At 66.9% G+C, this 24692-nt stretch carries 23 protein-coding genes and 2 tRNA genes; 15 read left to right on the forward strand and 10 right to left on the reverse strand.

Annotated elements, in window-relative coordinates; genetic code table 11:
• Positions 1 to 126 precede the first annotated feature (126 nt).
• Positions 127 to 2556, forward strand: a complete 2430-nt coding sequence (locus tag Tchl_RS11875) for a Lon protease family protein (protein ID WP_075148611.1) — start codon at positions 127 to 129, stop codon at positions 2554 to 2556.
• Between the two features lie 30 nt (positions 2557 to 2586).
• On the opposite strand, the gene Tchl_RS11880 is transcribed toward Tchl_RS11875, so the two are convergent.
• The 6 genes from Tchl_RS11880 to Tchl_RS11905 form a co-directional block, all read right to left on the reverse strand.
• Positions 2587 to 3183, reverse strand: a complete 597-nt coding sequence (locus tag Tchl_RS11880) for a Yip1 family protein (protein WP_075149706.1) — start codon at positions 3181 to 3183, stop codon at positions 2587 to 2589.
• 180 nt (positions 3184 to 3363) lie between these two features.
• Positions 3364 to 3789, reverse strand: coding sequence for a putative toxin-antitoxin system toxin component, PIN family (locus Tchl_RS11885; RefSeq protein ID WP_075148612.1), 426 nt, complete (start codon positions 3787 to 3789; stop codon positions 3364 to 3366).
• The gene (locus Tchl_RS11890) at positions 3776 to 4051 is read right to left on the reverse strand and encodes a type II toxin-antitoxin system Phd/YefM family antitoxin (protein WP_075148613.1); all 276 of its coding nucleotides are present in this window, start codon (positions 4049 to 4051) and stop codon (positions 3776 to 3778) included. The genes Tchl_RS11885 and Tchl_RS11890 overlap by 14 nt, the downstream gene beginning before the upstream one ends.
• 405 nt (positions 4052 to 4456) lie before the next feature.
• Positions 4457 to 4532 (reverse strand) — tRNA-Asn (locus Tchl_RS11895).
• A 64-nt stretch (positions 4533 to 4596) separates the two neighbouring features.
• Positions 4597 to 4672: transfer RNA gene (locus tag Tchl_RS11900), tRNA-Asn, on the reverse strand.
• A gap of 88 nt (positions 4673 to 4760) precedes the next feature.
• Entirely contained in the window at positions 4761 to 5969 is a 1209-nt protein-coding gene (locus Tchl_RS11905) for an amino acid aminotransferase (protein WP_075148614.1), read from the reverse strand.
• 154 nt (positions 5970 to 6123) lie between these two features.
• On the opposite strand from Tchl_RS11905, the gene uvrB reads away from it, so the two are divergent.
• Both uvrB and Tchl_RS11915 read left to right on the forward strand, forming a co-directional pair.
• Positions 6124 to 8229, forward strand: coding sequence for an excinuclease ABC subunit UvrB (gene uvrB / locus Tchl_RS11910; RefSeq protein ID WP_075148615.1), 2106 nt, complete (start codon positions 6124 to 6126; stop codon positions 8227 to 8229).
• 15 nt (positions 8230 to 8244) lie between these two features.
• The gene (locus tag Tchl_RS11915) at positions 8245 to 8718 is read left to right on the forward strand and encodes a low molecular weight protein-tyrosine-phosphatase (RefSeq protein WP_075148616.1); all 474 of its coding nucleotides are present in this window, start codon (positions 8245 to 8247) and stop codon (positions 8716 to 8718) included.
• Positions 8719 to 8769: 51 nt separating this feature from the next.
• Here Tchl_RS11915 and Tchl_RS11920 read toward each other — a convergent pair whose 3' ends face one another.
• The gene (locus Tchl_RS11920) at positions 8770 to 11811 is read right to left on the reverse strand and encodes an Rne/Rng family ribonuclease (protein WP_075148617.1); all 3042 of its coding nucleotides are present in this window, start codon (positions 11809 to 11811) and stop codon (positions 8770 to 8772) included.
• Between the two features lie 437 nt (positions 11812 to 12248).
• Here Tchl_RS11920 and Tchl_RS11930 point away from each other — a divergent pair, with 437 nt between their 5' ends.
• Positions 12249 to 13208, forward strand: a complete 960-nt coding sequence (locus tag Tchl_RS11930) for an RluA family pseudouridine synthase (protein ID WP_075148618.1) — start codon at positions 12249 to 12251, stop codon at positions 13206 to 13208.
• Entirely contained in the window at positions 13201 to 13857 is a 657-nt protein-coding gene (locus tag Tchl_RS11935; RefSeq protein WP_075148619.1) for an HAD-IA family hydrolase, read from the forward strand. The genes Tchl_RS11930 and Tchl_RS11935 overlap by 8 nt, the downstream gene beginning before the upstream one ends.
• Positions 13858 to 13950: 93 nt before the next feature.
• Here Tchl_RS11935 and Tchl_RS11940 read toward each other — a convergent pair whose 3' ends face one another.
• Both Tchl_RS11940 and Tchl_RS11945 read right to left on the reverse strand, forming a co-directional pair.
• Complete coding sequence (locus tag Tchl_RS11940; protein WP_075148620.1) at positions 13951 to 14700, reverse strand: SAM-dependent methyltransferase; 750 nt, start codon at positions 14698 to 14700, stop codon at positions 13951 to 13953.
• Entirely contained in the window at positions 14697 to 15272 is a 576-nt protein-coding gene (locus tag Tchl_RS11945; RefSeq protein WP_075148621.1) for a Maf family protein, read from the reverse strand. Before Tchl_RS11945 ends, Tchl_RS11940 begins: the two co-directional genes overlap by 4 nt.
• Positions 15273 to 15448: 176 nt before the next feature.
• Here Tchl_RS11945 and Tchl_RS11950 point away from each other — a divergent pair, with 176 nt between their 5' ends.
• From Tchl_RS11950 to Tchl_RS11990, 9 genes are all read left to right on the forward strand, one after another.
• Complete coding sequence (locus Tchl_RS11950) at positions 15449 to 15973, forward strand: YceD family protein (RefSeq protein ID WP_075148622.1); 525 nt, start codon at positions 15449 to 15451, stop codon at positions 15971 to 15973.
• A gap of 29 nt (positions 15974 to 16002) precedes the next feature.
• Positions 16003 to 16182 carry a 50S ribosomal protein L32 gene (rpmF, locus tag Tchl_RS11955; protein WP_075148623.1) on the forward strand — a complete coding sequence of 60 codons (180 nt, stop codon included), beginning with the start codon at positions 16003 to 16005 and terminating at the stop codon, positions 16180 to 16182.
• Between the two features lie 93 nt (positions 16183 to 16275).
• Positions 16276 to 17292: a phosphate acyltransferase PlsX gene (plsX, locus tag Tchl_RS11960; RefSeq protein WP_075149707.1), complete on the forward strand. Its 1017-nt coding sequence runs from the start codon at positions 16276 to 16278 to the stop codon at positions 17290 to 17292.
• Complete coding sequence (locus tag Tchl_RS11965) at positions 17289 to 18254, forward strand: beta-ketoacyl-ACP synthase III (protein WP_075148624.1); 966 nt, start codon at positions 17289 to 17291, stop codon at positions 18252 to 18254. The genes plsX and Tchl_RS11965 overlap by 4 nt, the downstream gene beginning before the upstream one ends.
• A 36-nt stretch (positions 18255 to 18290) precedes the next feature.
• Positions 18291 to 19220: an ACP S-malonyltransferase gene (gene fabD, locus Tchl_RS11970; protein ID WP_075148625.1), complete on the forward strand. Its 930-nt coding sequence runs from the start codon at positions 18291 to 18293 to the stop codon at positions 19218 to 19220.
• A gap of 3 nt (positions 19221 to 19223) precedes the next feature.
• Positions 19224 to 19973: a 3-oxoacyl-ACP reductase FabG gene (gene fabG, locus Tchl_RS11975; RefSeq protein ID WP_075148626.1), complete on the forward strand. Its 750-nt coding sequence runs from the start codon at positions 19224 to 19226 to the stop codon at positions 19971 to 19973.
• A 91-nt stretch (positions 19974 to 20064) separates the two neighbouring features.
• The gene (acpP, locus tag Tchl_RS11980; protein WP_004255952.1) at positions 20065 to 20304 is read left to right on the forward strand and encodes an acyl carrier protein; all 240 of its coding nucleotides are present in this window, start codon (positions 20065 to 20067) and stop codon (positions 20302 to 20304) included.
• Between the two features lie 101 nt (positions 20305 to 20405).
• Positions 20406 to 21641 (forward strand): beta-ketoacyl-ACP synthase II, encoded by a 1236-nt coding sequence (gene fabF, locus Tchl_RS11985; protein WP_075148627.1) that lies wholly within the window; start codon positions 20406 to 20408, stop codon positions 21639 to 21641.
• Between the two features lie 27 nt (positions 21642 to 21668).
• Positions 21669 to 22178, forward strand: a complete 510-nt coding sequence (locus tag Tchl_RS11990; RefSeq protein WP_075148628.1) for a protein YgfX — start codon at positions 21669 to 21671, stop codon at positions 22176 to 22178.
• Positions 22179 to 22258: 80 nt separating this feature from the next.
• Here Tchl_RS11990 and nadB read toward each other — a convergent pair whose 3' ends face one another.
• The gene (gene nadB / locus Tchl_RS11995) at positions 22259 to 23860 is read right to left on the reverse strand and encodes an L-aspartate oxidase (RefSeq protein WP_075149708.1); all 1602 of its coding nucleotides are present in this window, start codon (positions 23858 to 23860) and stop codon (positions 22259 to 22261) included.
• A gap of 227 nt (positions 23861 to 24087) precedes the next feature.
• Here nadB and rpoE point away from each other — a divergent pair, with 227 nt between their 5' ends.
• Positions 24088 to 24687, forward strand: a complete 600-nt coding sequence (gene rpoE / locus Tchl_RS12000; RefSeq protein ID WP_075148629.1) for an RNA polymerase sigma factor RpoE — start codon at positions 24088 to 24090, stop codon at positions 24685 to 24687.
• Positions 24688 to 24692 lie beyond the last annotated feature (5 nt).

The raw sequence follows: 24692 nt of genomic DNA on the forward strand, positions 1-24692 counted from the left end.
CAACGGCGCAAGACGGGCATCGTCGCCGGGGACTCGGGCGCTGGGCGAGGGGGGCAAGAGGGAGGCATCGGCGGGCGGTGTATGATTGCGCTCCGGACCGATCCGGCACCAGGAGAAAAAACGAATATGGCCGAACTCGTGCCGCTGCCGGCGACGGCACTGCGTACCCGCTGCAACCCCGCCTGCTTCAGCTTCGATACCACCGAATCCCTTGCCGACCATGCCGGCGACCTGGGGCAGGAGCGCGCCGTCGAGGCGATCCGCTTCGGCCTGGCGATGGGCCACAGCGGCTATCACGTGTTCGTCCTCGGTGAGACCGGCAGCGGCAAGCATGCGACCACCTTCCGCCTGCTGCGCGAGCGCGCCGCGACCGAGCCGGTGCCGCCCGATCTGTGCTACCTGCACAATTTCGACGAGGCGCTCAAGCCTTGCCTGCTGACCTTGCCCGCCGGCCGCGGCGCAGCGCTGCGCGCGCACATGCAGACCTTCATCCGCGAACTGGGGCCGGCGCTGGGGGCGGCGCTCGACAGCGACGCCCACACCGAGCGCGTCGAGGCGCTGCAAAGCGCGCACAAGGCACGCGAGGAAGGCGCGCTGCGCGAACTGGGCCAGGCCTGTGGTGCTGAAGGCATCTCCCTGCTGCAGACACCCGAAGGCTTCGTGTTCGCGCCCACGCGCGAGGGCGAGGTGATCTCGCCGGAAGCGTTCGAGGCCCTGCCGGAGGCCGAGCGCCACGAGATCGAAGGCCGGGTCACCGCCTGGAGCGAGAAGCTGGAAGACCTGCTCAACGAGTTTCCCGGTTGGCGCAAGGCGGTGCGCGAGTCGATCGAGCGCGCCGAGCATGAGGTGCTGGAGCCGGCGGTGTCGCACCTGCTGCGCAGCGTGCGCGAGGCCCACGTCGACCTGCCCGAGGTGCTGACGTTTGTCGATGCGGTGGCGCTCGACGTGCTCGACAGCGCGATCAAGGGCACGATGCTCGACGAAGAAGAAGATGAGGTCGCCGAGCCCGAGGAAAACACCCGCTACCATCGCTACCAGGTCAAGCTGCTGGTCGATCATTCCGCCTCGCGGGGCGCGCCGGTGGTGTTCGAGAACAATCCCGGCTACGGCAACCTGATCGGGCGCATCGAGCACATCGTGCAGCAGGGCAACCAGGTCAGCCATTTCAACCTGATCCGCGCCGGGGCGCTGCACCGCGCCAACGGCGGCTACCTGGTGCTCGATGCCGAGCGCCTGCTGGCCCAGCCGTTCGCCTGGGAAGGGCTCAAGCGCTGCCTGCGCGCGGGCGAGATCCGCATCGAGCCGCCGGCCGAAGCTCAGGGCTGGAGCGGGGCGCTGACGCTGGAGCCGCAGGCGCTGCCGAGCGCGTTGAAGGTGGTGCTGGTGGGCGACCGGGACGTCTATTACCTGCTGATGGAGCACGATCCGGAGTTCGCCGACCTGTTCAAGGTTGCGGCCGACTTCAACGACGATCTGCCGCGCACGCCGGAAAACGAGTGCGAATACGCCCGCCTGATGGCCTTGCTGGCGCGCGGGGCGAAGCTGCTGCCGATCGAGCGCAGCGGCGTCGCCCGCCTGGTGGAGGAGGCGTCGCGGCTGGCCGAGGATGCCGGTCGGCTGTCGCTGAACACCCGCGCGCTGTCCGACCTGATGCGCGAGGCCGACTACCACGCCCGCCTGAAGGGGCTCGCCGCCACCGGCCGTGCCGAAGTCGAGGATGCGCTGGCGGCACGTGCGCGGCGTTGCAACCGCTACCCCACCCGGGTGCGCGAATCGATTCTCGACGGGACGACGCTGATTTCCACCGACGGCGAGCGCGCCGGCCAGATCAACGGCCTGGTGGTGGTGGAGCTGGCCGCCGAGCGCTTCGGCCATCCGGTGCGGATCACCGCCACCGTGCGGATGGGCGAAGGCGACGTCGTCGACATCGAGCGCGAGACCGAACTCGGCGGCGCCATCCATTCCAAGGGGGTGCTGATCCTGTCGGCCTTCCTCGCCGCGCGCTATGCCCGGCATCAGCCGCTGTCGCTGTCGGCGAGCCTGGTGTTCGAACAGTCCTACGCCCCGGTCGAGGGCGACTCTGCGTCGCTGGCCGAGCTGTGCGCACTGCTCTCGGCGCTGACCCAGATCCCGATCCAGCAGCGCTTTGCGATCACCGGTTCGGTGAACCAGTTCGGCGAGGTGCAGGTGATCGGCGGCGTCAACGAGAAGATCGAGGGCTTCTTCGACCTGTGTGCCGTGCGTGGGCTGGATGGCACGCACGGGGTGGTCATTCCGGCGGCGAGCGTGCGCCACCTGATGTTGCGTGAAGACGTGGTGCAGGCGGCAGGCGAAGGGCGTTTCCATATTCATGCGGTGAAGACCGTGGATGAGGCGATGACCGTGCTCACCGGGGTCGAGGCCGGCGAACCCGACGCGAAGGGCGTGATTCCGAAAGGCACGCTCAATCACAAGATCGCCACCGTGCTCGCCGAGATGACGGCGGCACGGCACGCCTATTCCGAAACCGAAGGTGCGGCGGGCGCGCGCCAGCATCGCCGGCGGCACGGGGTCTGACGCGGCGCGCGCGCTCCCGTTGCGCAGTCTTCACCTCAGGCCGACGATCATGCTCAGCAGCAGGGCGAGCACCGCCATCAGCGCGAGCCACGCGGCCACCCCGGTGGCGAGCACGAAGCTGCCCAGCACGCGCGACTTGGCATGGTCGTCGAGCTTGAACAGCGGCTCGATGCCGTGGTAGATGAGCGCCGCCGAAGCCACCCAGGCGGCGGCGAGCGCGATCCCGGCTACCCACCCCGAGGGGATGAAGAGCACCAGCGCGCAGAGCCACAACGGCGTCGGCGCCACCGCGGCGAGCATGAATGCGTCGTGGAAGTCCGGGCGCGCGCCGATGACGTCGCCCATCTGCTGGATCAGGCTCGCCATCAGCGGCACCATCAGCAGCTGCGCGGCAAAAAAGGCGACGAACACGGCGCCGGCCTCGAATGCGCTGATTTCCGGGACTGCGGCGGGAAACACCGCGCCGGGGGTCACGAACATCGAGTACAGCAGCATCGCCGGCGGAATCAGCGACATCGGCACCACGTACATCAGGAAGACCCGCATCACCGAAGGGTGGATGCGGACCAGATCCGACCATCCTTCGGAATACGAATACAGCATCTTCGGAAAATCATGGACATGCATGATCGTCTCCTCGGCCATCGGTTCCCCTCGAGGCCTCCCCTGCGCTGCGTGAGCGAACTTGGGCAGTAGACCATGTTCCGGAGCATTCGTGCCGGCAGGGCAGGACTCGACGACCGAGTCGCGTTTGAAGGTCGCCGACTTGCAGACGGGCAGACGCAGCACCCTCTTCTACATCCCGGCTCAGCGTTCCAGAAAGTCCCGTGGCAGGACAACCGGAATTCGGCGATAGGGGTTGAGCGTCAGCAAGTCCTCATCGCTGCTGACGACGACATCGGCCGAGCAGGCAAGGGCCAAGGCCAGGAACTTGTTGTCGCGCGGGTCGCGGCAAGGCTCCTGAAGCATCGTCTCGTCGGCCTCGGAAACGTGGAACAGCCGTGCGTGCCGGCGGTAGAGCTCGACGAACTGCTGGCGTAGATCGCGGTCGAGGTAGCGGTCGAACTTCTCTCGCGACATGACCTCAGCGAGTTCGGCAAGCGTCGAATCGGAAACGCACAATTCGGCTTGCGCGATCGCCTTCAGAAAAGCCTGGCGCGGGATCGATGTGGGCCGAAGGGCTGCGCTGACGAGCGTGCTGGTGTCGAAGACAACCCGCTTAACGAAGTTCATTCACCATCCGCTGCACATCACTGTCGGACAGGTCGAGCGCCTCGGGTTTGAGGCGCGCATCCGCGGAGCGGAAGAAGGCCTCGAAATCGCTGACAACGCGTTCGCGCTGCTCACGGACAGCCAGCAACTCCTTCATGTCTGCGGGCGACAGGACAAAAGCCACCGGGCGACCGCGACGGGTGATGGTGACCGGTTCGCGCTGGGCGCTGTCGATCAACTCGCCGAAGCGATTCTGGGCCTCGACGGAGGTCACGGTACGCATGATCAGTCTCCTGGCTGAAATAGCTAACATGGAGATTATAGGCAAAACAGGGGGATCTTGGCGAAAGGATACGGTGGGAGCAGTGCGCGGCAGGCCTCGAAGGAGAGCCGCACGTGGGTCGGGCGCCCGCGCCCGGTGATGATGACCGGTCCGGCCATCGCCGCCTTCTTGGTGCGTCCGGGCTGGCGGCTAAACGCCCGGCTCACAGGGTGGTGGTTGGCATGATCGGATCGGTGATCAGGAGCGTGAGGCAGCTCGCCTGCGGTGGTAGTGGCTGTGTAGTTCGGTCGCGGAGCGAGACCCAAGATCGGAGGGTGCAGGGCGACCAAAAACGGCGCTGATGCCCGCTCTGAGATCCCGTGAACGAAAAATGCCATCCCGAAGGATGGCATTCTCGTTTGAAGCTGGCTCCCCGACCTGGGCTCGAACCAGGGACCTACGGATTAACAGTCCGGCGCTCTACCGACTGAGCTATCGGGGAATTACTTTTTTGCAGCTTTTGCCGCGACTTGCTGTTCCTTGGAGAAGCACCAAGTCCTGAAACTTGGCTCCCCGACCTGGGCTCGAACCAGGGACCTACGGATTAACAGTCCGGCGCTCTACCGACTGAGCTATCGGGGAACAGAGGCGCGCATTCTAGGCAACGGATGCGCGCTCGTCAAGGCTGGGGTGGCAGATTTTGCGAGCCTGCCGCCCTGGCCGGGTTGGGTCAGTCCTTGACGACCTGGGCGATCGCTTTGGCGACGTAGCCGATGTTCTTCGAGTTCAGTGCGGCGAGGCAGATGCGGCCGGTGGATACGGCATAGATGCCGAAGTCGGCCTTCAGCTTCTCGACCTGGGCGGCGGTGAGCCCGGTGTAGGAGAACATGCCGCGCTGCTTGATCACGAAGGAGAAGTCCTGCGCCACGCCTTCGGCCTTGAGCTGCTCGACGAGGCCGGTGCGCATGGCGCGGATGCGCTCGCGCATGCCGGCCAGTTCGTCCTCCCACATCTGACGCAGTTCGGGCGAGTTCAGCACCGCGGCGACGACGGCGCCGCCGTGGGTGGGCGGGTTGGAGTAGTTGGTGCGGACCACGCGCTTGACCTGCGACAGCACGCGGCCGGCCTCTTCCTTGCTGGCGGTGACGATCGACAGCGCGCCGACGCGCTCGCCGTAGAGCGAGAAGCTCTTCGAGAACGAGCTCGAGACGAAGAACTGCAGGCCGCTGGCGGAGAAGGCGCGCACCGCGACGGCGTCGGCGGCGATGCCGTCGGCGAAGCCCTGGTAGGCCATGTCGAGGAAGGGGATCAGGCCGCGGTTGCGGCACACGGCGACGACTTCGTCCCACTGCGCGTCGGAGAGGTCGGCACCGGTCGGGTTGTGGCAGCAGGCGTGGAGGACGATGACCGAGCCCGGCTGCAGGCTGTCGAGCTTGGCCTTCATGCCGGCGAAGTCCACGCCGCGGGTGGCGGCGTCGTAGTAGGGGTAGTTCTCGACCGGGAAGCCGGCGGACTCGAACAGCGCGCGGTGATTTTCCCAGCTCGGATCGGAGATGTAGACGGTGGCCCCGGGCAGCAGGCGCTTCAGGTAGTCGGCGCCGACCTTCAGCGCGCCGGTGCCGCCGAGCGCTTCGACGGTGACGACCTGGCCGCTGCTGGCGAGGGCGGAGTCCTTGCCGAACAGCAGGTTCTGCACGGCGCTGTTGTAGGCGCCGAGACCTTCGATCGGCTGGTAGCCGCGCGGCGGCATGGCTTCGAGGCGGGCCTTCTCGGCGGCGCGCACTGCGGCCAGCAGCGGGATCTTGCCGTTGTCGTCGTAGTACACGCCGACGCCGAGGTTGACCTTCTCGGCGCGGGTGTCGGCGGCGAAGGCCTCGTTCAGGCCAAGGATCGGGTCACGGGGCGCCATCTCGACGGCGGCGAAGATCGAAGCGGACATGGAAACTCCAGTTGTTGCGGTTGTGCGGGCAGATCGGCCGCGGCTCGGGGGACGGCATTGCGTGCCTCGAGGCGCGATTTGGGAAATAATCGACGCTTTGGCGTGTGCGCCCCACTCCGGGGCGAACCGCTGAAAAACAAACGGAAATTCTAGCATGACGCGTCGAGGCAAGAACGTGGGAGAGGGGGCGGCGGCAGGAAATCCGGCCGCGGCGGGAGAAGCTGCGGTGCTGGGCTTCGAGGGCAGCCCCTTCCGCCTGCACCAGCCCTTTGCGCCCGCCGGCGACCAGCCCGAGGCGATCCGCCTGCTGTGCGAAGGGGTCGAAGACGGTCTGCTGTTCCAGACCCTGCTCGGCGTCACCGGCTCGGGCAAGACCTATACCATGGCCAACGTCATCGCCCGCATGGGGCGACCGGCGCTGGTGCTGGCGCCGAACAAGACCCTGGCGGCGCAGCTCTACGCCGAGTTCAAGGAGTTCCTGCCCGAGAACGCGGTCGAGTACTTCGTCAGCTATTACGACTACTACCAGCCCGAAGCCTACGTGCCCTCGCGCGACCTCTTCATCGAGAAGGACTCGTCGATCAACGAGCACATCGAGCAGATGCGGCTGTCGGCGACGAAGAGCCTGATGGAGCGCCGCGACGTCGTCATCGTCGCCACCGTGTCGTGCATCTACGGCATCGGCGACCCGGTCGACTATCACGCGATGATCCTGCACCTGCGCGAAGGCGAGCGCATGGCGCATCGCGACCTGATCCAGCGCCTGGTGGCGATGCAGTACACCCGCGCCGACATCGACTTTCGCCGCGGCACCTTCCGCGTGCGCGGCGACGTGATCGACGTCTTTCCGGCGGAAAACGCCGAACTCGCGGTGCGCATCGAGATGTTCGACGACGAGATCGAGCACCTGACCCTGTTCGATCCGCTAACCGGCCACCTCAAGCACAAGCTGGCGCGCTTCACCGTCTATCCGTCCAGTCACTACGTGACGCCGCGCGCCACCGTGCTGCAGGCGATCGAGGCGATCAAGGCGGAGCTGGCCGAGCGCGTGGCCCTGTTCCAGCGCGAGGGCAAGCTGGTGGAAGCGCAGCGCATCGAGCAGCGCACCCGCTTCGACCTCGAGATGTTGAACGAGATGGGCTTCTGCAAGGGCATCGAGAACTACTCGCGCCATCTCTCCGGGCGCGCGCCGGGCGAGCCGCCGCCGACCCTGATCGACTACCTGCCGGCCGATGCGCTGCTCTTCGTGGATGAGTCGCACGTCGCCATCGGCCAGGTCGGCGGCATGTACAAGGGCGACCGCTCGCGCAAGGAGAACCTGGTCGGTTACGGCTTTCGCCTGCCCTCGGCGCTCGACAACCGGCCGCTCAAATTCGACGAGTTCGAGCGCCTGATGCCGCAGACGATCTTCGTCTCCGCCACGCCGGCGGCCTACGAGGAGCAGCACCAGGGCCAGGTCGTGGAGCAGGTGGTGCGCCCGACCGGGCTCATCGACCCGGTGGTGGAGGTGCGCCCGGCGCTGACCCAGGTGGACGACCTGCTCGGCGAGATCAAGAAGCGCCTCACGGTGAACGAGCGCGTGCTGGTCACGGTGCTGACCAAGCGCATGGCCGAGGATCTCACCGACTACCTCGCCGACAACGGCATCCGCGTGCGCTACCTGCACTCGGACATCGACACCGTGGAGCGCGTCGAGATCATCCGCGACCTGCGCCTGGGCGAGTTTGACGTGCTGGTGGGGATCAACCTGCTGCGCGAAGGCATCGACATCCCCGAGGTATCGCTGGTGGCGATCCTCGACGCCGACAAGGAGGGCTTCCTGCGCTCCGCGCGTTCGCTGATCCAGACCATCGGCCGCGCCGCGCGCCACATCCACGGCACCGCCATCCTCTACGCCGACCGGATCACCGATTCAATGAAGGCGGCAATCGGCGAGACCGAGCGCCGCCGGCAGAAGCAGGTCGCCTTCAATACGGCCAACGGCATCGTGCCGAAGACGGTCACCAAGCGGATCAAGGACATCATCGACGGCGTCTATGATGCCGATGGCGCCAGGCGCGACGTCGCCCGCATCGCCGGGAAGGCCGCCGACTATGCGCTGATGGACGAAAAGGCGCTGGCGAAGGCGATCAAGCGCCTCGAGAAGGAGATGCAGGAGCACGCGCGCAATCTCGAGTTCGAGAAGGCCGCCGCGGCTCGTGACGAACTGTTCAAGCTGCGCCGGCGCGCGTTCGGCGCCGACCAGCACGGCAGCGTCTGACAGGGAGAGGGGAAAATGCTGAAAATCCTGTTCGTGTGTTCCGGAAACATCTGCAGGTCACCCACCGCCGAAGGCGTCGCCCGCGATCTGCTCGCGGCTGCAGGTTTGGCAGGGACGGTGACGGTCGATTCGGCGGGCACGCTCGATTACCACGTCGGCGAGGCGCCGGACCGGCGTGCCCAACGCGCGGCAGCGCAGCGCGGCTACGATCTGTCGGCGCTCCGGGCGCGGGCGCTGGTGGCGGAGGATTTCGAGCGTTTCGACCTGCTGCTGGCGATGGATCGTGGCCATCTCGAGATCATGCAAGACCGCTGTCCCGAGCCGTATCGGCCGCGCCTGGGATTGTTCATGCAGTTCGCCGCGGATTCGGGTCTCGCGGATGAAGTGCCGGACCCGTATCACGGTGGGGCGGAGGACTTCGAGCGCGTGCTCGATATGTGCGAATACGGCGTGCGCCGGCTGCTGGAGTCGGTCGGCACGCGCGCCTGAGCGGCAGGAGGCCGTCTCTTGCGAGACGGCCTCCTGCCGCAGGGGGCGGGCTTACTTGTGGGTTTCCACCTGCTGCAGCGGCTCATCGACGACGACCGGAGCCGTGCGCGGTTTGCGGCCAAGACGCACCGGAGGTTCGACCGCGCCGCTGCCGAACTGTACGATCTTGGACGGATCGGTTTCGATCTTGATCAGTCCGTTGTCGTCCGCAACCGGGGCCGGCGCGTTCGGGGCGAGCTCGGGTCGGCCTGCCGCCGGCTCGGCTTCATCGGCCGGCAAGGGCGCTTCGATCGGCGCTTCGGCAGCGGTCTCCGGTACGGGCTCGGCTTCGATTGCGGTGCTGCCGCTGGGCGCGGCCGGTTCGGCGTGTTCGACGATTGCCGCTGCGGCGATGGCCGGCGCCGGTGCGGTCGCTGCGACCTCGATGCCCGGCTCGGACGCAAACGGTGCCTCGGCCGCCGGGCTGGCGGCTGCATCCGGCGCGGGGGGCACCGGGGCAACGATGCGGACCGGGGCCGGCGGTGCTTCGGCCGGCGTTTGCGGTGCAGGCTCGATGCTCACTGCGGCGGACACGGCGACCGGGAGTTCCGGTTCGGCTTGCGCGGGCGTATCCGCCGCCGTGCTGTGCTCGAGCGGCTGGGGAGTCAGCGTTGCTTCGGCAACTGGTGCCGCGTTGCTGCCGACGCGCTCCTCGCTCGGAGCCGAGGGGGGAATGGACGCAAGCGCATCGTCCGCCTCGGAGTCCGGGGTGGGAGCTGGCACGGGCGCGCTATCTTCGCCCTGGGCTTCGGCGCTGTCCTCGCCGGAGACCGCCGCGCTGGCTTGCGCTTCACCGGAACGGCGGCCGCGACCACGACCGCGACGGCGGCGCTTCTCGGTCGGGGCGCCTTCTTCAGTGGCGATTTCGGCGGCTGGCGTTTCGCTGGCTGCGGCTTCCGGGGCGAGCGTCTCGGCAGTGGCCGCGGCCGCAAGGACGCCTGCGGTGCCTGCTGTCAGCCGGTCCTCGTCGACGATCGCGCTGCGAAGCTCGGTCGTCCTTTCGTTGCGCTCGACCGCTTCTTCGTCGCGGTTGACGCGCTGACCGCGGCCGCGGCGACCGCCTTCGGCGCGCTCAGCCTTTTCCGTGCGTTCGGCGCGCTCGCTGCGCTCGGGCCGCTCTGCAGGAGCCGCGTTGCGTTGCGGGCGCTCGGTGTTTTCGCCGCGCTCGGTGCGGGGGCTGCGTCCGCCCTGGGGGTCGCCGTCACGCTCGTTGCGGCGGCCACGGCTGCCGTTGCCACGGCGGCCTTCGCCACTGCGCTCGCTGCGGCCGCGGCCCTCCCGCTTCGGCGCGGCTTCAGTCGCAGTGGTGAGTGCCGACGGCGGCGGCGCTTCGGCCTTCTTGCCGGTGAACAGGCCGATGATGCGGGCGAACAAGCCCTTCGACGGAGGCTGGGGCGCCGCCGCGGGAGGCGCATCGGCCGGCGCGGCGGCTGCGATCGGTGCCGGCTGGGCCGGGGCGATGCCCTTGACCGCGGCTTCCTGGCGCGGCGGGCGCTCGTTGGCCTTCGACGGCAGGCGCTGCTGCTCTTCGTCCGGCTTCTGCACCATCTGGTAGCTGGCCAGGGCGATGTCTTCGGCGTTGAGCTGGTCGTGGCGCAGGCGGATGATCTCGTGCGCCGGCGTCTCCAGATGGCGGTTCGGGACGATGATCAGCTGCACCTTGTGGCGCATCTCGATGCGGGCGATATCGACGCGCTTCTCGTTGAGGAGGAAGGTTGCGACGTCGACCGGCACCTGCAGGTGCACCGCGCCGGTGTTCTCCTTCATCGCTTCCTCTTCGAGGATGCGCACGATGTGCAGCGCCGACGATTCGGTGCTGCGGATATGGCCGGTGCCGTTGCAGCGCGGGCAGGTGATGTAGCTGGTTTCGGCGAGCGCCGGACGCAGGCGCTGGCGGGAGAGCTCGAGCAGGCCGAAGCGGCTGATCTTGCCGGTCTGTACCCGTGCGCGGTCGTGGCGCAGGGCGTCGCGCAGGCGGCTTTCGACTTCGCGCTGGTTCTTCGCCGACTCCATGTCGATGAAGTCGATCACGATCAGGCCGCCGAGGTCGCGCAGGCGCAGCTGGCGGGCAAGCTCGTCGGCGGCTTCGAGGTTGGTGCGCAGCGCGGTTTCCTCGATGTCGGCGCCCTTGGTGGCGCGGCCCGAGTTGACGTCGACCGACACCAGCGCCTCGGTATGGTCGATCACGACCGCGCCGCCCGAGGGCAGGTTCACCTGGCGCGAATAGGCCGATTCGATCTGGTGCTCGATCTGGAAGCGCGAGAACAGCGGCACGTCGTCGCTGTAGCGCTTCACCCGGGAGACGTTCGCAGGCATGACGTGGGCCATGAACTGGCACGCCTGGTCGAAGATGTCGTCGGTGTCGATCAGGATCTCGCCGATGTCGGGCTGGAAGTAGTCGCGGATCGCGCGGATCACCAGGCTGCCTTCCTGGTAGATCAGGAACGCGCCGGACTGGCCCTGCGCCGCGCCTTCGATCGCGGTCCACAGCTGCAGCAGGTAGTTGAGGTCCCACTGCAGCTCTTCGGCGGAGCGGCCGATCGCCGCGGTGCGCGCGATCAGGCTCATCCCCGAGGGGACTTCGAGCTGGTCCATCGCCTCGCGCAGTTCGGCGCGCTCGTCGCCCTCGACGCGGCGCGAGACGCCGCCGCCGCGCGGGTTGTTGGGCATCAGCACCAGATAGCGGCCGGCGAGCGAGATGTAGGTGGTGAGCGCCGCGCCCTTGTTGCCGCGCTCGTCCTTTTCCACCTGGACGATGAGTTCCTGGCCTTCTCTGAGGGCTTCCTTGATCGAGGCCTTGCCGGCATCGACGCCGGGCTGGAAGTAGGTGCGCGAGATTTCCTTGAACGGCAGGAAGCCGTGGCGCTCGGCGCCGTAGTCGACGAAGGCCGCTTCGAGGCTGGGCTCGATGCGGGTGATGACCGCCTTGTAGATGTTGCTCTTGCGTTCTTCTTTTGCGGCCGATTCGATATCGAGATCGATCAGTTTCTGACCGTCCACGATTGCGACGCGTAGTTCTTCGGCCTGCGTCGCGTTGAAAAGCATGCGCTTCATTTGGATCGTTCTCCCGCGCAAAGCACACGGGCAGGACGAGCGGCGCGCACCATCGCGCTTTCCGGGATCAGGAGCGACTGGACATGACTGCTGCTTTCATCCGGTGGGTTTGTCGGGCTGTGATGGGTCGGCTGGTCGATATTCTCTTGCTCCCGCCGGTTGTGGGGCCGGGCCGGAGCATTTGATCCTGCTGTGCGGTTTGTGCGTCAAAATCCAACCCGCGGGCTGGATGGGTATGTCGAAGTGGGACGGTTGCGTTACCATCGGCGCCTTTTCGGCCTTGGATGGCGGGCAACGGTCGAGCCGGGAGCGCTCTTCAGGGCTCATTGCCAGCAGTCTGCGCACGCCTCCGATGCAGATGTTTCGACCTGCAGGGAAAATTAGACGTGTCGCACTTGGTTGGCAGCGACCGGGTCGACCGCCCGGAAGTATATTTCATGACGACGATTGAAGGCAAAGCGATCGCGGTTCGCCACGAGCGCATCGATGAGGAGGCTGCGGGGCAGCGCATCGACAACTACCTGTTGCGCATCGCCAAGGGGGTGCCGAAAAGTCACGTCTATCGCATCCTGCGCAGCGGCGAAGTCCGCGTCAATGGACGCCGGGTGCAGCAGACCTACCGCCTGGCGGAAGGGGACGAGGTGCGTATTCCGCCGATCCGTATCGCCGAGCCGGCACGCACTGCGCCGGCGCCGGCGGGCAAGCCGTTGCCGGTGGTGTACGAGGACGACGCGCTGCTCGTCATCGACAAGCCTTCGGGCAAGGCGGTGCATGGCGGCAGCGGGGTGAGCTACGGCGTCATCGAGCAGTTGCGCGCGCAGCGCCCCGACGTGCGCCTGCTCGAGCTGGCGCACCGGCTCGACCGGGAAACCTCGGGTCTCTTGATCGTCGCCAAGAAGCGCTCCGCGCTCACCGCCCTGCACGACATGCTGCGCGAAGGCCGGGTGGAAAAGCGCTACCTGACCCTGGTGCCGGGGCGCTGGGCGAATTCGCTGCAGCATGTGAGGGCGCCGCTCTACAAGTACCTGACCGCCGAGGGCGAGCGCCGCGTGCGGGTGAGCGACGAGGGCAAGCCGGCGCACAGCGTGATGCGGCTGGTCAGGCGCTGGGGCGGCTACAGCCTGCTCGAGGTGGAGCTGAAGACCGGGCGCACGCATCAGATCCGGGTGCATCTGGCACACCTCGGCTTTCCGCTGTGCGGTGACGACAAATACGGCGATTTCGCCCTCAACAAGCGGCTCGAAGGCGAGGGGCTCAAGCGCATGTTCCTGCACGCCGCGCAGCTGAGCTTCCGCCATCCGCTGACGGGCGAGGCGCTTGCCTTCGAGTCGCCGTTGCCCGGCGACCTGCAATCCTTCATCGAGCGGCTCGATGCCGCGGAGAAAAAACATGGCTGAGCGCTTCGATCTGATCGTCTTCGACTGGGACGGCACGCTGATGGATTCGGCCGCGGCGATCGTGCGTGCGATGCAGGCGGCGGCGTGCGACCTTGCCCTGCCGGCGCCGTCGGACGAGCGTGCGCGCTACGTCATCGGCCTGGGGCTGGGGGACGCGTTGCGCCATGCGGTGCCGGAACTGGCGGAAGCCGATTATCCGCGCATGGTCGAGCGCTACCGTCACCACTACCTGTCGCGCGACCATGAGCTGGTGCTGTTTGAAGGTGTTGCCGAAATGCTCGCCGGCCTCGCTGGGCGCGGGCGGATGCTCGGCGTGGCGACCGGCAAGAGCCGGGTCGGGCTCGACCGTGCGCTCGGCCATACCGGGCTCGGCACTTATTTCCACAGCACGCGCTGCGCGGACGAGTGTTTTTCCAAACCCCATCCGGCGATGCTCGAGCAGCTGATGGACGAACTGGGCGTGCCCCCCGAGCGCACGCTGATGGTTGGCGACACCACGCACGATCTGCAGATGGCGAAGAATGCCGGCACGGCCGCGCTCGCGGTCAGCTTCGGCGCGCATCCGGTGGCGGCGCTGGAGGCCGAGTCGCCGCTGGCCTGCGTGCATCGGCCGCACGAGCTGGCGCGCTGGCTGTTCGAGCACGCCTGAGCGCGAGGATGCCCGGGCGGATGTGTCCGCCGGGGCGGTTGGGCGTGCGCAGCTTGCGGTGGCCGGTGGCGCCGCCGGCTGCGGCCATGGATGTCAGGCCAGGAGCAGGAACAGCGCCGGGCGTTTGGCGAGTGCCGGGTGTGGCGCTTTCTTCCAGTCGCGGATGCTGCGGGTGAGGAGGAGCTCGCTTGCGGTGTTGAGTTCGCAGGCGACGCACAGGCGGGTTTCGGGCCGAAGCAGCTTGAGCAGGGCGTCGAACATGCGCTCGTTGCGATACGGCGTCTCGATGAAGATCTGGGTGCGGCCGAGCTGGCGCGATTCGCTCTCGAGCGCGCGCAGGGCGGTGTCGCGCCCGGCTTCATCGACAGGCAGGTAACCGTGAAAGGCGAAGCTCTGGCCGTTCAGCCCGGAGCCCATCAGGCCGAGCAGGATGGAGGAGGGGCCGACCAGCGGTACGACGCGAATACCCCGTGCGTGGGCGCGGGCGACCAGGCGGGCGCCGGGGTCGGCGACCGCCGGGCAGCCGGCGTCCGACATCAGGCCGAGGTCGGTGCCGTTCAGCGCGGGAGCGAGGAGGGCGTCGAGCAGGGCGGGGTCGGCGGCCTGTGGATCGGCGGGCAGTTCCCGGATGTCGGTTTCGCGCAGCGGGTGCGGGTAGTCGAGCTGCTTCAGGTGGGCGCGTGCGGCGCGCGCGGTTTCGACCACGAAGTGGCGCAGGCTGGCGGCGATGGCCTGCGCCTGCGCCGGCAGGAACGCCGCCCAGGGGGTTTCGCCGAGGGCGACCGGGATGAGGTAAAGCGTCCCTGTCGGGGGGGCGGGCGGGGTGACTCGAGCCTGGCTCACGGCAGCTCCAGGCCTTCGGCGCGCAGCATGCGGGCGAGGGCGATCAGCGGCAGGCCGATCAGCGCGGTGGGGTCGTCGCCGGGCATGGCGTCGAGCAGGGTGATCCCCAATCCTTCCGATTTGGCGCTGCCGGCGCAATCGAGCGGGCGTTCCTTGGCGACATAGCGGCGGATCTCGTCGTCGCTCAGCGGACGGAAGCGGACCTGCGTCGGCACGCCTTCGACCTGCAGCCGGCCACTGCGGGTGTTGAGTACGGCGAGGGCGGTATGGAAGGTGACCGTCTGCCCGCGCATGCGCTGCAACTGGGCGATGGCGCGTTCTTCGGTGCCGGGTTTGCCGAAGATCTCGTCGCCGAGGCAGGCGACCTGGTCGCTGCCGATGATGAGGGCGTCGGGCCAGCGCACGGCGACGGCCCGCGCCTTCTCGGCCGCCAGCCGCTCCGCGGTCGTTGCGGGGTACTCGCCGGGCAGCGGCGTCTCGTCGGTTTCAGGACGGTCGGTCGAGAACGGCAGCTGCAGCCGCTCGAGCAGCATCCGGCGGTAGGCGGAAGTCGAGGCGAGGACGAGGTTCATGGATGGTGCGGGGTGCGAAGTGGGATGGCAGCGAAGGGAAAGGGGCGAAGAAGGGGCAGTGCCGCGCGGGACGTGAACGACGGTCGGCTTTGTGTTGCCGGCAGCTCGCCCGGTCAGGCGGGCTGATGCGGGATGGCTTTACACAAAGCTCGAAAAAATAATATCATGCGCGGCTTATGTCGCAACAAGGCATCCCGTCGAGAGTCATCTCCGACCCTTTCAGGTTTGCCGCAGAGGCGCGCTCGATTCAGGGCGAGGTCGCTGTGGCGGATTTGCTGCGCTTGAGCGATGTCCTTGCCTCGACCGAAGGCGTGGTGCGCTGGAAGCTGGAAGGTTCGCTGGTCGGGGAAGTGGCCCGGCGAGAGCCGCGGTTGCGCCTGACCGCGAGCGGGCAGCTCGATCTGTGTTGCCAGCGCTGTCTGGGCGGCCTTGCGTGGGTGCTCAAGCTCGATACGCAGTTGCAACTGGTCAGGGCTGGGCAGCCGATCCCGGAAGAAGAGCTTGAAAACGACGAGTTCGATGCGATCGAGGTCGGTGACGAGTTCGATGCGCTGGCGCTTCTCGAAGACGAGATCCTGCTGGCGCTGCCGGTCGCACCGCGGCACGAAAATTGTGACGCGCCCCGCCCGGTGGGGGGGGCGTCAAAAGAATCGCCTTTCGCTGCGCTGGCGTCGCTGCGAGGCAGTCCCAGCGCGAAATAGGCGCGATATTTGTTTTAGGAGCATTTCTCATGGCCGTTCAGCAGAACAAGAAGTCCCCGTCCAAGCGTGGCATGCATCGTGCGCACGATTTCCTTACCGGCCCGGCGCTGGCCGTGGAACCGACCACCGGTGAAGTGCATCTGCGCCACCACATCAGCCCCAATGGCTTTTACCGCGGCAAGAAGGTCCTGAAGGTCAAGGGCGAGTAATCCCGCTGCCCGCACGCATGAGGGCGGCGCAGTGCGCTTTGCGCCTGCGCCGCTTTTTTTCCGACTTTACCGACTGAATCACGCGAGATGCCGATGGGTGTCACCATTGCGGTCGATTGCATGGGTGGCGATCACGGCCCGGTCGTGACCGTGCCTGCTGCGCTGTCCTTCCTGCGCAGCCATTCCGAAGCCAATGCAATCCTGGTGGGGCGGGAGGAGGCGATCCGGCCCCTGCTCGGCACGGCAGCGGCCGACTTCGGTTCGCGCCTGCAGCTGCGGCCCGCTTCCGAAGTCGTGGCGATGGACGATCCGCCCGCGATCGCCATGCGCACGAAGAAGGATTCTTCGATGCGGGTGGCGATCGATCTGGTCAAGGCGGGCAATGCCGATGCCGCCGTGTCGGCCGGGAATACTGGCGCGCTGATGGCGATTTCGCGCTTTGTGTTGAAGACGCTGGCGGGCATCGACCGGCCGGCGATCGCCACCATCCTTCCTTCGCTGAAGGGCCACACCTACATGCTCGACCTCGGCGCCAACGTGGACTGCTCGGCCGAGCATCTGCTCCAGTTCGGCATCATGGGGGCGATGCTGGTGGCGGCCATCGAGCACAAGGAACGCCCCAGTGTCGGCCTGTTGAACATCGGCGAGGAAGCGATCAAGGGCAACGACGTGGTCAAGGAGGCGGGCGAACTGCTGCGCGGCAGCGGCCTGAATTTCCATGGCAACGTCGAGGGCAACGACATCTACGAGGGGACGGTCGATGTGGTCGTCTGCGACGGCTTCGTCGGCAACGTCGCGCTGAAAACCTCGGAGGGGCTAGCCCAGATGCTGGGCGCCTTCCTCAAGGAAGAGTTCGGCCGCTCCCTGCCGGCCAAGCTGATGGGGCTGGTCGCGCTGCCGGTGCTCAAGCGCTTCAAGCGCCGGGTGGACCATCGCCTGTACAACGGTGCCCCGCTCCTCGGTTTGCGCGGCGTCGTTCTCAAAAGCCACGGCTCGGCCGATGCGCTCGCTTTTGCGAACGCGCTGTCGCGTGCAGCCGAGGCCGCATCCAACCGGCTCATCGAGCGCATTTCCGAGCGCATGGCGAGCATGAATGAGGTGAAGGCATGATCTACGCACGGATCGCCGGCACCGGCAGCTGTCTGCCGGGCAACCCGGTGAGCAACGAGGACTTGGTCGCGCGCGGCATCGACACGTCGGACGAGTGGATCGTCAGCCGCTCGGGGATCCGCAGCCGTTACCTCGCCGCTGCCGATGTCGGAGCGAGCGATCTGGCGCGTGTCGCCGCCGAGCACGCGATCGAAGCCGCCGGTTGCGAGGCCGACGACATCGACCTGATCATCGTCGCCACGTCGACGCCCGACTATATCTTTCCGAGTACCGCCGCCTTGGTGCAGTCCAAGCTCGGGATCCGCAACGGCGGCCCCGCGTTCGACGTCCAGGCCGTGTGCAGCGGCTTCGTCTATGCGCTGACGGTGGCGGAGAAGTTCATCCGCTCGGGTAGCCACACGCGTGCCCTGGTGATCGGTGCCGAAGTGTTCTCGCGCATCCTCGACTGGTCGGACCGGGCCACCTGCGTGCTGTTCGGCGACGGCGCCGGCGCGGTCGTGCTCGAGGCCTCGACGCAGCCCGGGATCCGCGCCAGCGCGCTGCACGCCGACGGCAGCCACCATCCGATCCTGTGCGTGCCCGGCGGCGTCGCTTCGGGTCAGGTGATCGGCGATCCTTTCCTGCGCATGGACGGGCAGGCAGTGTTCAAATTCGCGGTCAAGGTGCTCGGCGATGTCGCCCAGGAAGTGCTGGAGCAGGCCGGTGCGCCGGCCGACAGCGTCGACTGGCTGATTCCCCACCAGGCCAACATCCGCATCATCCAGGCGACCGCCAGGCGCCTTGGCCTGCCGATGGAGCGCGTCGTCACCACCGTTGATCACCACGGCAATACTTCGGCGGCCTCGATCCCGCTCGCGCTCGACGAAGCGGTGCGCAGCGGCCAGGTCCGCCGCGGCCAGCGCCTGGTGGTGGAAGGCGTGGGCGGCGGTTTCACCTGGGGCGCGGCCCTGATCGATTTCTGATTTTTCACCAGCATTTCTGACAAGCGGAGAGCAGGCATGGCATTTGCGCTGGTTTTTCCCGGCCAGGGGTCGCAGTCCGTCGGCATGATGGCTGCGTATGGGGATTCGACCGTGATTCGTGACACCTTCGCCGAGGCGTCGGATGCCCTCGGCGAGGATCTGTGGGCGATGGTCTGCGACGGCCCGGCCGAGCGCCTGGCCCTGACCGTCAACACCCAGCCGCTGATGCTGACCGCAGGGGTGGCGACCTGGCGCGCCTGGCGGGCGGGCGGTGGGGCGAAGCCGGCGATGGTCGCGGGGCACAGCCTGGGTGAATACTCCGCACTGGTCGCGGCCGGGGCGATGGCGTTCAAGGACGCGGTGCCGCTGGTGCGCTTTCGCGCCCAGGCGATGCAGGAAGCGGTGCCGGCGGGCGAAGGCGCGATGGCTGCGGTGATGGGCCTGGAAGCCGATGCGGTGCGCGAAGCTTGTGCGGAAGCGGCGCAGGGGGAGGTGGTCGAGGCCGCGAACCTGAACGCGCCCGGCCAGATCGTGATCGCCGGTGCCCGGGCCGCGGTCGAGCGTGCGAGCGGGATTGCCAAGGCCAAGGGTGCCAAGCGTGCCGTGCTGCTGCCGGTGTCCGCGCCGTTCCACTGTGCGCTGATGCGTCCGGCGGCCGAGCGCCTGGCCGGGCGCCTGGCCGGCGTGACGATTTCGAAGCCGGAAATCGACGTCATCAACAACGCCGATGTGGCCATCTATGATGAGCCGGAGAAGATCCGCGATGCCTTGGTGCGCCAGGCCTTCTCGCCGGTGCGCTGGATCGAGCTGGTGCAGGCGATGGCCGCGCGCGGCATGAGCCACGTCATCGAGTGCGGCCCGGGCAAGGTGCTGGCGGGGATGACCAAGCGCATCGCCAAGGAAGTGGAGGGCGGCTCGGCGCACGACGCGGCGAGCCTGGAAGAATCGATTGCGGCAACGAGGTAAGGGATGAGTTTTTCACTCGAAGGGCAGATCGCCCTGGTCACCGGCGCATCGCGCGGCATCGGCCGTGCCGTGGCGCTCGAACTGGCCCGCCTGGGGGCGACCGTGATCGGCACTGCGACGTCCGGGTCCGGCGCTGCCGAAATCGAAAAGGCCGTCACCGAGGCGGGTCTGAAGGGTGCCGGGATGGCGCTCGACGTCACCGACGCCGCAGCCTGCGAGGCGCTCGTCGGCGAGGTCGAAAAGCGTTTCGGCCCGATTGCCATCCTGGTCAATAACGCCGGCATCACCCGCGACAACCTCGCGATGCGGATGAAGGACGAGGAGTGGGATGCGGTGCTCGACACCAACCTGCGCGCCGTCTTCCGCATGAGCAAGCTGGTGATGCGCGGGATGATGAAGGCGCGCAGCGGACGCATCATCAACATCACCTCGGTGGTGGCGAGCGCGGGCAACCCCGGCCAGGCCAACTATGCCGCGGCCAAGGCCGGGGTGGCAGGCATGAGCCGTGCGCTGGCGCGCGAACTGGGCAGCCGCAACATCACGGTCAATTGCGTGGCGCCGGGATTCATCGACACTGACATGACGCGCGCGCTGCCCGACGCGGCGCGCGACGCGCTCCTGGGTAATATCGCCCTGGGGCGCCTCGGGCGCCCGGAAGAGATCGCCGGCGCGGTCGCATTTCTCGCATCACCTGCCGCTGCTTACGTGACGGGGACCACCCTGCACGTCAATGGCGGTATGTACATGTCCTGATCAAGGTTCAGGATAGCGGTTCCCCGGCGTTTTGGTAGAATACGCCGGCTTTTTTCAAATACACCTGTCACCCTCAGGAAGGAGTTGGTTCATGGAGAACATCGAACAGCGCGTCAAGAAGATCGTCGCTGAGCAACTTGGCGTGAACGAATCGGAGATCAAGATCGAATCTTCGTTCGTCGATGATCTGGGCGCGGATTCGCTGGACACCGTGGAACTGGTCATGGCCCTGGAAGAGGAGTTCGAGTGCGAGATTCCGGACGAAGAGGCCGAGAAGATCACCACCGTCCAGCAGGCGATCGACTACGTCAACGCCCACCTCAAGAAGTAAGCAGTACACGCGCTGTTCCAGCGTCTCCTGTCCGGTAACTGCAGTCTCCGCGGTTCCGGGCAGGCTCTAATTCTTCCTTATTGATTCCAACGGAGTTGCCCGTGTCGCGTCGTAGAGTCGTCGTCACCGGTCTAGGCGTGATCTCGCCGGTCGGCAATACTGTTCCCGAGGCCTGGGAAAACCTGACTGCCGGCAAGAGCGGTGTCGGCCCGATCACGCGTTTCGATGCCAGCAGTTTCGCGTCGCGCATCGCGGGTGAAGTGAAGGACTTCGACGTCGCCGCCTATCTTTCCCCCAAGGAGGCACGCCGGATGGATGTCTTCATCCATTACGGCATGGCTGCGGGGATCCAGGCGATCCGCGATTCAGGCATCGAGGTCGATGAGTCCAACGCCGATCGCATCGGTGTCAACATCGGTTCGGGTATCGGCGGCCTGCCGATGATCGAGGATACCCACAACGATTTCCTCGGCGGCGGCCCGCGCAAGATTTCCCCCTTCTTCATTCCCGGCACGATCATCAACATGATCTCGGGGAACCTCTCGATCATGTTCGGCCTGAAGGGGCCGAACCTTGCGGTGGTGACCGCATGCACCACCGGGCTTCATGCAATAGGCATGGGCGCGCGGATGATCGAATACGGCGATGCCGACGTGATGGTGTGCGGCGGCGCGGAATCCACCGTCACCGAACTGGCGATCGGCGGCTTCGCCTCGGCCAAGGCCTTGTCCACGCGCAATGATGATCCTGCCACCGCCAGCCGTCCCTGGGACAAGGGGCGCGACGGTTTCGTGCTCGGCGAAGGCGCCGGCGTGCTGGTGCTCGAGGAATACGAGCATGCAATCAAGCGCGGGGCGAAAATCTACGCTGAAGTTGCCGGCTTCGGCATGAGCGGCGATGCCTTCCACATGACCGCGCCGGACACCGATGGCCCGCGCCGCAGCATGATCAACGCGATGCGGAATGCCGGGGTCAATCCGGACGAAGTGGACTACCTCAACGCCCATGGCACCTCGACGCCGCTCGGCGACAAGAACGAGACCGATGCCATCAAGCTCGCGTTCGGCGCGGATGTGGCGAAGAAGCTCGTGGTCAACTCGACCAAGTCGATGACCGGCCACCTTCTCGGTGGGGCCGGCGGCCTGGAATCGGTGTTTACCGTGCTGGCGGTGCATCACCAGATTTCGCCGCCGACGATCAACATCTTCGACCAGGACCCGGAGTGCGATCTCGATTACTGTGCCAACGTGGCGCGGCGGATGAAGATCGATGTGGCCCTGAAGAACAACTTCGGCTTCGGTGGCACCAACGGGACACTCGTCTTCCGCCGCGTCTGAAGCGCCGATGCATGTGGCGCCCGCTCCATGCATCGGCCGCTGAGCATCGAACTCTCTCCTTCGCGAGGGGTGCTGGCGTCAGTGCTGGCCGTGCATGTCGCGGCTGCACTGGCGCTTTTTCATGCCCTGTTCCCGATGCCGACGGGAGGTCCCGAGGGGCAGGTGGTCCTGGCCGCAGTGGCCTGGGGGCTGCTCATCGCCTCTTTGCTGCGCGCCATCCGCGCCGAACTGGGCAAGCGCGGGACCACGCTGGTGCTGCTCGAGGACGGGGCGGTGGAGGTGTCGAGTGGCGGGGAGCGGGTGCTGTGCCGAGTCGGTGCCGATGCCGTCGATCTCGGCTCGGCGCTGTGGCTCCATCTTCGACCCGGCCCGGCGGCGGACGCGGGTGGCGGCATGCCACCGCCGCCCCGGCACGGGCGGGGCGTGGAGCGCGGGAGGCGACTGATGCTTCTGCCGGTGAACCTGCCGGCTGTGCAGTGGCGGGGGCTGCGGATCTGGCTGCGCCACCGGGCGCTGCGCGGCGACGCCGGTGCTTGATCCGTGGCCATTCGCGGCCCGGTGAGGGCGGAGTGCGTGCATGCGCTGCTGGCATGCACCGGCGCGAAAAGGATAGCGGTTCAGCTTCCTGCTTTCTTTCGCGTTGGTCGCGGACGCAGGACAGTGTTGCGCGCGCGCGCCAGCATGGTCGGGAAATCGCGCGAGGTGTGCAGGCCGCGGCTTTCCTTGCGTCGCAGCGCGCAACGCACGATCAGGTCGGCGGTGGTCACCAGGTTGCGCAGCTCGATCAGGTCGTTGCTGACGCGAAAGTTGGTGTAGAACTCGTGGATCTCGCGCTCGAGCAGGCGGATGCGGTGCTGGGCACGCTTGAGCCGCTTGGTCGTGCGCACGATGCCGACGTAGTCCCACATGGCCCGGCGCAGCTCTGCCCAGTTGTGGGCGATCACCACTTCCTCATCGGCGTCGGTGACGCGGCTTTCGTCCCAGTCGGGTAACGCCGGCGGCAGCGCGTGAGGCTTGGCGAGGATGTCCCTGGCGGCGGCCTCGCCGAACACCAGGCATTCGAGCAGGGAGTTGCTTGCGAGGCGGTTGGCGCCATGCAGGCCGGTGAATGCGGATTCTCCGACGGCGTACAGGCCGGGAACGTCGGTGCGGGCGGACAGGTCGGTGACGATGCCGCCGCAGGAAAAATGCACGCAGGGCACGACCGGGATCGGCTCACGGCTGATGTCGATACCCAGTTCCAGGCAGCGCGCGTGGATGTTGGGGAAGTGCTCGCGCAGCCAGGCTTCGGGCTTGTGACTGATGTCGAGGTAGACGCAGTCGAGGCCGCGCTTTTTCATCTCGAAATCGATCGCGCGGGCGACGACGTCGCGCGGCGCGAGTTCGGCGCGCGGATCGTGCTCGGGCATGAAGCGGGTGCCGTCGGGCAGCTTCAGCAGGCCGCCTTCGCCGCGCACGGCCTCGGAGATCAGGAAGGACTTGGCCTGAGGGTGGTACAGGCAGGTCGGATGGAACTGGATGAATTCCATGTTCCCCACCCGGCAGCCGGCACGCCAGGCCATGGCTACGCCGTCACCGGTGGCAACGTCCGGGTTGGTCGTATACAGATAGACCTTGCCGGTGCCTCCGGTGGCGAGCACGGTATTGCGGGCGCTGAAGGTGACCACCTCGTCCGCGGCGATGTCGAGGACGTAGGCGCCGAGGCAGCCCTCGCCCGGCTGTCCGACCTTGTCGCCGAGCACCAGATCGACGGCGATGTGATGCTCGTAGATGTCGATGTTGGGGTGGGCGCGCACCTGGGCGCTCAGTGTCAGCTGCACTGCGGCGCCGGTGGCGTCGGCGGCATGGATGACGCGGCGGTGGGAGTGCCCGCCCTCGCGGGTCAGGTGGTAGCCGAATTCCGAGTCGGGTTCGCGGGTGAAGGGTACGCCGCGCTCGATCAGCCAGTCGATCGCGCGCTTGCCGTTTTCGACCACGAAACGGGTCGCGCCCGGATCGCACAACCCGGCACCGGCCGTGAAGGTGTCCTGGATGTGCGCTTCGATGCTGTCGGTGGTGTCGAGAACCGCGGCGATTCCTCCCTGGGCCCAGTTGCTCGCGCTGTCGGAGAGCTCGCGCTTGGTGACGAGCGCAACTCGCAGGGTGTCGGCGAGGCGCAGGGCGATGGACTGGCCGGCGGTGCCGCTGCCAAGAATGAGTACGTCGTACTGTTTGAGCAAGATGTCACCCGACTCGAGAGAAGTGCGGAAATATAGCATGCACGGCTGTTGCGGCGAGCGTCGGTGCTGCAGGCCGGTCGCGGGGCGCTCCGGCAGCTGGAGCAGGCATGAACTAATTGCAGGGGGGCGTGTCTTTTCGAGTACCTCCGATTTCTGCAGAACCTGCGGCGGCTCGCTTATAATCCGGGTGTTTTGTCATTCCAATATCCGGGAAAACACCTCACCCCATGAGCGACCGTGTGCTCGATCAGCAGCTCGTCGAGCGCGTACAGCGCGGCGACAAACAGGCTTTCGGCTTGCTGGTGTCCAAGTACCAGCGCAAGCTGAACCGGCTGTTGTCGCGCCTGATCCGCGATCCTGCCGAAGTCGAGGACGTGGCGCAGGAAACCTTCATCAAGGCTTACCGTGCGCTGGGTTCGTTCCGCGGGGACAGTGCCTTCTATACCTGGTTGTACCGGATCGGCATCAATACGGCGAAGAACTATCTGGTGTCCCAGAGCAGAAGAGCGCCCACTTCCACGAGTTTCGACTCCGAGGAGGCCGAGACCTTCGAGGATGGCGATCAGTTGCGGGACATCAATACGCCCGAGCGGCTGATGATGACGCGCCAGATCGGCGAAACCGTGGATCAGGCAATGGAGGCGCTGCCCGAGGAGCTGAGGACTGCCATCATGTTGCGTGAACTCGAAGGGCTCCGCTACGAGGAGATCGCCAACATCATGGAATGCCCGATAGGGACGGTGCGCTCGCGGATCTTCCGCGCGCGTGAAGCGATTGCAGAACGTCTGCGGCCCCTGCTGGATACAGCCCCGGACAAACGTTGGTAGGTGGC

Origin of the sequence: Thauera chlorobenzoica, assembly GCF_001922305.1 — a bacterium.
In the GTDB taxonomy this organism is placed as follows: Bacteria; Pseudomonadota; Gammaproteobacteria; order Burkholderiales; family Rhodocyclaceae; genus Thauera; species Thauera chlorobenzoica.

Coding starts and splice junctions, on each gene's coding strand:
- Tchl_RS11875 (WP_075148611.1), top strand. CDS start 127: ATGGCCGAACTCGTGCCGCTGCCGGCGACGGCACTGCGTACCCGCTGC.
- Tchl_RS11880 (WP_075149706.1), bottom strand. CDS start 3,183: ATGCATGTCCATGATTTTCCGAAGATGCTGTATTCGTATTCCGAAGGA.
- Tchl_RS11885 (WP_075148612.1), bottom strand. CDS start 3,789: ATGAACTTCGTTAAGCGGGTTGTCTTCGACACCAGCACGCTCGTCAGC.
- Tchl_RS11890 (WP_075148613.1), bottom strand. CDS start 4,051: ATGCGTACCGTGACCTCCGTCGAGGCCCAGAATCGCTTCGGCGAGTTG.
- Tchl_RS11905 (WP_075148614.1), bottom strand. CDS start 5,969: ATGTCCGCTTCGATCTTCGCCGCCGTCGAGATGGCGCCCCGTGACCCG.
- uvrB (WP_075148615.1), top strand. CDS start 6,124: ATGACGCGTCGAGGCAAGAACGTGGGAGAGGGGGCGGCGGCAGGAAAT.
- Tchl_RS11915 (WP_075148616.1), top strand. CDS start 8,245: ATGCTGAAAATCCTGTTCGTGTGTTCCGGAAACATCTGCAGGTCACCC.
- Tchl_RS11920 (WP_075148617.1), bottom strand. CDS start 11,811: ATGAAGCGCATGCTTTTCAACGCGACGCAGGCCGAAGAACTACGCGTC.
- Tchl_RS11930 (WP_075148618.1), top strand. CDS start 12,249: ATGACGACGATTGAAGGCAAAGCGATCGCGGTTCGCCACGAGCGCATC.
- Tchl_RS11935 (WP_075148619.1), top strand. CDS start 13,201: ATGGCTGAGCGCTTCGATCTGATCGTCTTCGACTGGGACGGCACGCTG.
- Tchl_RS11945 (WP_075148621.1), bottom strand. CDS start 15,272: ATGAACCTCGTCCTCGCCTCGACTTCCGCCTACCGCCGGATGCTGCTC.
- Tchl_RS11950 (WP_075148622.1), top strand. CDS start 15,449: ATGTCGCAACAAGGCATCCCGTCGAGAGTCATCTCCGACCCTTTCAGG.
- rpmF (WP_075148623.1), top strand. CDS start 16,003: ATGGCCGTTCAGCAGAACAAGAAGTCCCCGTCCAAGCGTGGCATGCAT.
- plsX (WP_075149707.1), top strand. CDS start 16,276: ATGGGTGTCACCATTGCGGTCGATTGCATGGGTGGCGATCACGGCCCG.
- Tchl_RS11965 (WP_075148624.1), top strand. CDS start 17,289: ATGATCTACGCACGGATCGCCGGCACCGGCAGCTGTCTGCCGGGCAAC.
- fabD (WP_075148625.1), top strand. CDS start 18,291: ATGGCATTTGCGCTGGTTTTTCCCGGCCAGGGGTCGCAGTCCGTCGGC.
- fabG (WP_075148626.1), top strand. CDS start 19,224: ATGAGTTTTTCACTCGAAGGGCAGATCGCCCTGGTCACCGGCGCATCG.
- acpP (WP_004255952.1), top strand. CDS start 20,065: ATGGAGAACATCGAACAGCGCGTCAAGAAGATCGTCGCTGAGCAACTT.
- Tchl_RS11990 (WP_075148628.1), top strand. CDS start 21,669: ATGCATCGGCCGCTGAGCATCGAACTCTCTCCTTCGCGAGGGGTGCTG.
- rpoE (WP_075148629.1), top strand. CDS start 24,088: ATGAGCGACCGTGTGCTCGATCAGCAGCTCGTCGAGCGCGTACAGCGC.